The 4,829-nt window shown below is 37.8% G+C and carries 5 protein-coding genes; 1 reads left to right on the top strand and 4 read right to left on the bottom strand.

Annotated elements, in window-relative coordinates:
- Positions 1 to 279: 279 nt before the first annotated feature.
- Positions 280 to 564 carry a mobilization protein gene (locus tag L6C30_RS14180; protein ID WP_236163312.1) on the top strand — a complete coding sequence of 95 codons (285 nt, stop codon included), beginning with the start codon at positions 280 to 282 and terminating at the stop codon, positions 562 to 564.
- A gap of 31 nt (positions 565 to 595) precedes the next feature.
- Here L6C30_RS14180 and repM read toward each other — a convergent pair whose 3' ends face one another.
- The 4 genes from repM to mobQ form a co-directional block, all read right to left on the bottom strand.
- On the bottom strand, positions 596 to 1,528 hold the full coding sequence (repM, locus tag L6C30_RS14175; protein ID WP_236163313.1) for a replication initiation protein RepM: 933 nt from the start codon (positions 1,526 to 1,528) through the stop codon (positions 596 to 598).
- An 895-nt stretch (positions 1,529 to 2,423) separates the two neighbouring features.
- A complete protein-coding gene (locus L6C30_RS14170) occupies positions 2,424 to 2,933 on the bottom strand; it encodes a hypothetical protein (protein ID WP_236163314.1) in 510 nt (169 codons plus the stop codon).
- Between the two features lie 431 nt (positions 2,934 to 3,364).
- The gene (locus L6C30_RS14165) at positions 3,365 to 3,835 is read right to left on the bottom strand and encodes a hypothetical protein (protein WP_005264961.1); all 471 of its coding nucleotides are present in this window, start codon (positions 3,833 to 3,835) and stop codon (positions 3,365 to 3,367) included.
- On the bottom strand, positions 3,832 to 4,785 hold the full coding sequence (mobQ, locus tag L6C30_RS14160) for a MobQ family relaxase (RefSeq protein WP_236163311.1): 954 nt from the start codon (positions 4,783 to 4,785) through the stop codon (positions 3,832 to 3,834). The genes L6C30_RS14165 and mobQ overlap by 4 nt, the downstream gene beginning before the upstream one ends.
- Between the last annotated feature and the right edge of the window lie 44 nt (positions 4,786 to 4,829).

Here is a 4,829-nt window from a genome sequence, read left to right as displayed (position 1 = left end):
TAGATGCTACCGCAGTTCGTCCCGAACTTCGGTTAACGGTCTTAGTCGTACAGTGATAAATTGCCATGCCTTAGCCTTGTGATGGTTTTGCTTTTGCTTTTAAAAATTGCGTCGCAATTTTTTGGGGTTAAGGGGATTCCCCTTACGCAACGATGACTTGAACTTTGTTCAAGTCGTAAGTGCGCATTTCATGAAAAACACGATAGCATATAGCCCGCTTGAATTTCAATTCATAGGGCCTTATGCTTGAGTGGTTTTCTATATCCCAAAATCTGAATCATGACAAAAGCTGCTGAAAATCTTGAAAAGAAAATCGAAGCTCAGTTAGAAAAGCTGAAACAGTTAAAGGCTCGCAAACAAGCTATCGAAGCTAGAGAAAAGTCAAAGCAAAAAGAGCAGGAAAGAAAGGATGATACTAGACGTAAAATTTTGCTTGGCTCTTATTTAATTAAGAAGATGAATGCCAATGAAGCCAATAAAGAAAAAATACTCGCTGAACTCAACGAGTATTTAATAGAAGATAGAGATAGAAAGCTTTTTGATTTGCCAATTCTAAACCAATAAAAAAGGAGCTATTTAGCTCCCTTTAAAGTGATTACTTAAACCCAAGCTGCTCTAGCAGTGGATAGAACATCCTAAATTTCGGCGGTTCTAAAAGCATATCTGCAATACGGATTGCAAAATCTTCATAGCTTTCAGTTCCTCGTGAATACTCGCTCAATTCAGGTAGTTTAGCCATTTTATTAGCAAATAAATGTCGTTGAGCATCTGTCAGTGGAATAAAGAAATCAGGTGCATTCGGATCTCTTTTTGAATCTATTTGTTTTGCTATTTTAGGAGTGTGCTTTTGCTTAAACCGGAACGAAAAGCCAGAAATAGTACGTCCAGTTTTATGCTGCTCATAACTGACCGTAATATCGGTATGCTCATTAATTTGTTGGATAGAAGGCTCTAATACTCGGCTTTTGAAATGATTCATTGCTTTGTATTCATCAGCTCCAATACCTAGTTTTTCCCTAAATTCAGAGAGTTCAATCTTTGGCACTTTACCAACTTCACGCCATGCAATGAGAAGCTCATATAAGCGTATAGCGTACTTACTGGTAAGTTGAGAAACTTGCTTTAATTGATAGCTAGTAAAGTGTTGCTCAAGCCTTGTAATTAACGGCACCACATCAGGGGCAAAAGTAATTTCTAATATAGCTGAATCATCAATATATTTGATTCTGCTCACCCAACGAGATCGAACAATACCAACTCCTTTTGTTGTTGTTTCTCTAAAAGAAAACTGGCGTTCAAATAAATTATTTACAGCATTTTTTAATGCTTCATAAGCTGTTTCTTTCTTTACATTAAATTGGTTTGCATAGTCACTAGCATGTATCTCTAATTTGCTATCTGAAGTAATTCCTTGCTGGGTTTCACGGGCATTGATAATTGCTAAAAGTATTAAACGCTGTTCTGTTACTTCTAAATTATAACTAGCGTTTATCAAGGCATTATCTTTCACTACTAATCCATTCTTCATATTCAACACGTTATATAATTATGTGCATAAAGACACATTAAAGTATTATGTGTCTTTATGCAAGGAATCTGTGTCTTTATAGCAAGGAATCTGTGTCTTTATAACAAGGAATCTGTGTCTTTATAACAAGGAATCTGTGTCTTTATTGGCTTTTAAACTTAGTAATATCAATAATTTCAGAAGGTCTAAAAGCATTTAAAAACTTTAAAATATATATAAAAGCCTAAGCAGGCATGAAAACAGCCCTATGCCCTCGCTAAAGCTCGGACGTTTTAACCTCGCTTCGCTCGGTTGAGGGGCTGTTTTTTCAAAGGTCAATCGAGAGTTTTAAAAAGAAACTATGCCTTCGCTTCGCTCAGAAGGCTTTATGCTCGCTTCGCTCGGTCATAAACCAATTCAAGTACAGTCGCTTTGCTCTGTTAATCCCTTTATGAGGCAAATGGGAGTAATTGTAATCGGGGAGAAAAAACGCATGAATTTTAATACCAAGCAGTCGCTCGTAGACACTCGCTCGGTTAATAAAAATAATTGGGTTTAAAATACATTAGGTGTAATACAAGAGTTTGGACTGAAATGTATTATTTAAAACAGGGGGTTAAATAATTAATTCTACTGTTTTAATATAGAAAAAGACGAGTGGTCAGACTCGCCTTCTTCAATTTTCACCTCCTTATCTATTAACTTTTTATTCCTGCAAGAATATTAGTTATTGGTTGTGTGTAATTGTTATCGTAATCTTAGTTCTCCATGCCAGAAGATAGATAGCTATCCACATATCGACTGGCATATCTACTAAGATCGCGTGAATGAGCTCGCTCATAATCACCCTCCCTTCGTAATGTTATATCTAGGACATTTCTGTCCCCCCCAACGCCTTTGTTTTCAAAACTTAACTTCATTTAAGTGCTCCTACTTCATAGGCTCTATGTTCAAAAATTTCATACATTTCTTGCTGGATCTTCTTCTCGGCATAGAGAGCTTTGATCGCATGAATTGGATGAAGCATTAATACGTACTGATAACGAGTTCCAACTTTATGTGCTTTAACAAACCCTAAATCATGAAGTGACTGCATTCTCTGTTGCCAAGTCGTCACTCGTCTTTCACTATAAAAACCTGATTCATACGCTAAAGAGGCTTCATCAGTGACATCCACAATCATCTCATCATAGTTACGACACCATAATGCTAAGTATGTTTGTCCTGCTGGCTTCCCTTTTGTTAAAGCATCAATAATGTTTACTACTAAAGGCAAAATCCGTGGTAAGTGGATATACCCATCATCAGTACCTCGATGCCAAAGCTCGACATCCTCTAAACTGCCAAAGATTCGCGTTCTTAACGCTAGCCTTTTAGCCGCTGGTTTAGATGGCTTACTTTTTACGGCAACATCTTTATTTTCCATAAAAACTCCTTGAAAATCAAATATTTAATATGTCATGAGAAGTGAGTTAAGTGGGTTTATCCTGATCTTTCAATATTTTTCTTAGAAATTTAATATACATAATAATTTATTGAATGGTAATAAAAAATCTGAATAAATAAGATATGTGTAATATATAGTACAAAAATCAATGTTAATTGTTTGTTTTTAAATTATTTTTACGTTATCCAGTAATCTTCGTAATCTGTCCTCCGTAATCTAAGTAATCCTGTGATCCCGTCGTCCAGTTAGGAATTTAATTACATATTATTACATTTATTTTTAGCCAAAAAATACACTTAAAGCTCGACACTTTGAAACTTGGCTTTAGCCATAGTTCAAAGTCGAGCCACTTTGCGACTGCTAAAAGTTAATTTGTAATGAGAGGAGCAAAGCAAAGTACCGAATCGGAATTATTTAGGATCAATCACACAGTAATCGGCATTTTTCCCATAGCCACACTGTTTTTTTATAACTCTAACGCATGTTTTCCCATCACATTTTGATAGGTCTAAACTGTATTTTTTCAGGTTGTTTACTTCCGATCTGCGCTGCTGGATTTCATCCATACTTGGTACAAATAAAAATAATGCCAAGAACAACACCATCACCAACGCTACAAAGGCACTGGCAAACACGGCAATGAATTGATAGTTAAGACGGCTAGTTGCCTTGTCTAGTTCCTGAATACGGCTCTTTAATGCCCCTATAGCCTGTTTATTTGTCTCCTGCAGCGACTTTTCAGCCTTATCTAGAACCCCACTAGCTACTTGGGTGTAAAACGTCTCTAATCGCTTCTTATCGTCTGCTATGGCTTCTCTGTATTCCTTCATGGAAGCCAATAAAATATATAACTGGTCGTCTAAATCGTTTTGGTTGCTCATAGAGATGGCCCATCTTTATTCATGCTTTGGCGTTGTTTCTGCTTCATGGCTCGTTCTTGCTGCTGCTTTAACTGCTGCTGATGTTCCAGTTGTAGGCGTTTAGCTTCCTGATCTTTCTTCCATTGCTCGAAACCCTTTTCGACACGGCTGAAGCCTTGTTCTAGGATTTTTTCCTTTTTAGGTTCTTTGTATTGGAGCTGCTGACTGTTTTGCTGTTTGATATTGTCATTGAAACGGCTAACTTCAGTATCTATGCCCTTTCTGCGTAACTGAGTAACCTTGCTGCCTTCATGTATCGTGGCTTGTAAGCCGTTACCTTGTTCGGCATAGCTACGATGGTCTATTTTTTCTTTGTACCCTGCTTTGTCCAGGGCGTAATTTGCAAGGTTTGCCCAGGTGGCTCGAATCTGCTTGATTTCTTCCTGGCTTGTTCCCATGCCTAGGCTTTTTCTTTTGGTGTTACTTAACTCGATTTCCGCTTTTTGAGTAAGGACCAATTTATTGTCAGGGTCTAATTCTGCTTTGCGAGTTGTCAGCAAGATATGTGCATGATGGTTTTTATCATCCCCACCTTTACTGGGTGCATGAATCGCTAAATCTGCAACTACCCCATAGCGATCTACTAATGACTTGGCAAAGTCTTTAGCGAGTTCCTTGCGTTGTTCTTCATCCAATTCATCAGGCAAAGCAATAACCCATTCTCTAGCAGTTCTGGCATCTTTCCTGTTTTCGGTTTTTTCCGCCAGATTCCAGAGTTCGGCACGATCAATTTGAGTATCTAAGTTCGAGATAATTTCGGTATAAGCCACACCTTCTTTTCTCGTAAAGTCGTGCGTTAATCCTGTTCGTTCATCTGTCAATTTTTCTCCTGCACGATAGGCGATAGATGCTACCGCAGTTCGTCCCGAACTTCGGTTAACGGTCTTAGTCGTACAGTGATAAATTGCCATGCCTTAGCCTTGTGATGGTTTTGCTTTTGCTTTTAAAAATTGCG

The organism is Acinetobacter sp. KAM396 (assembly GCF_021602765.1).
Lineage (GTDB): Bacteria > Pseudomonadota > Gammaproteobacteria > Pseudomonadales > Moraxellaceae > Acinetobacter > Acinetobacter towneri_A.
Note: the sequence above shows the minus strand (reverse complement) of the source record. Positions and strands in the feature narration are given on the sequence as shown.

Excerpts from the sequence above, each read along its gene's own strand:
- repM (WP_236163313.1), bottom strand. The coding sequence starts at position 1,528 with ATGAAGAATGGATTAGTAGTGAAAGATAATGCCTTGATAAACGCTAGT.
- mobQ (WP_236163311.1), bottom strand. The coding sequence starts at position 4,785 with ATGGCAATTTATCACTGTACGACTAAGACCGTTAACCGAAGTTCGGGA.
- L6C30_RS14165 (WP_005264961.1), bottom strand. The coding sequence starts at position 3,835 with ATGAGCAACCAAAACGATTTAGACGACCAGTTATATATTTTATTGGCT.
- L6C30_RS14170 (WP_236163314.1), bottom strand. The coding sequence starts at position 2,933 with ATGGAAAATAAAGATGTTGCCGTAAAAAGTAAGCCATCTAAACCAGCG.
- L6C30_RS14180 (WP_236163312.1), top strand. The coding sequence starts at position 280 with ATGACAAAAGCTGCTGAAAATCTTGAAAAGAAAATCGAAGCTCAGTTA.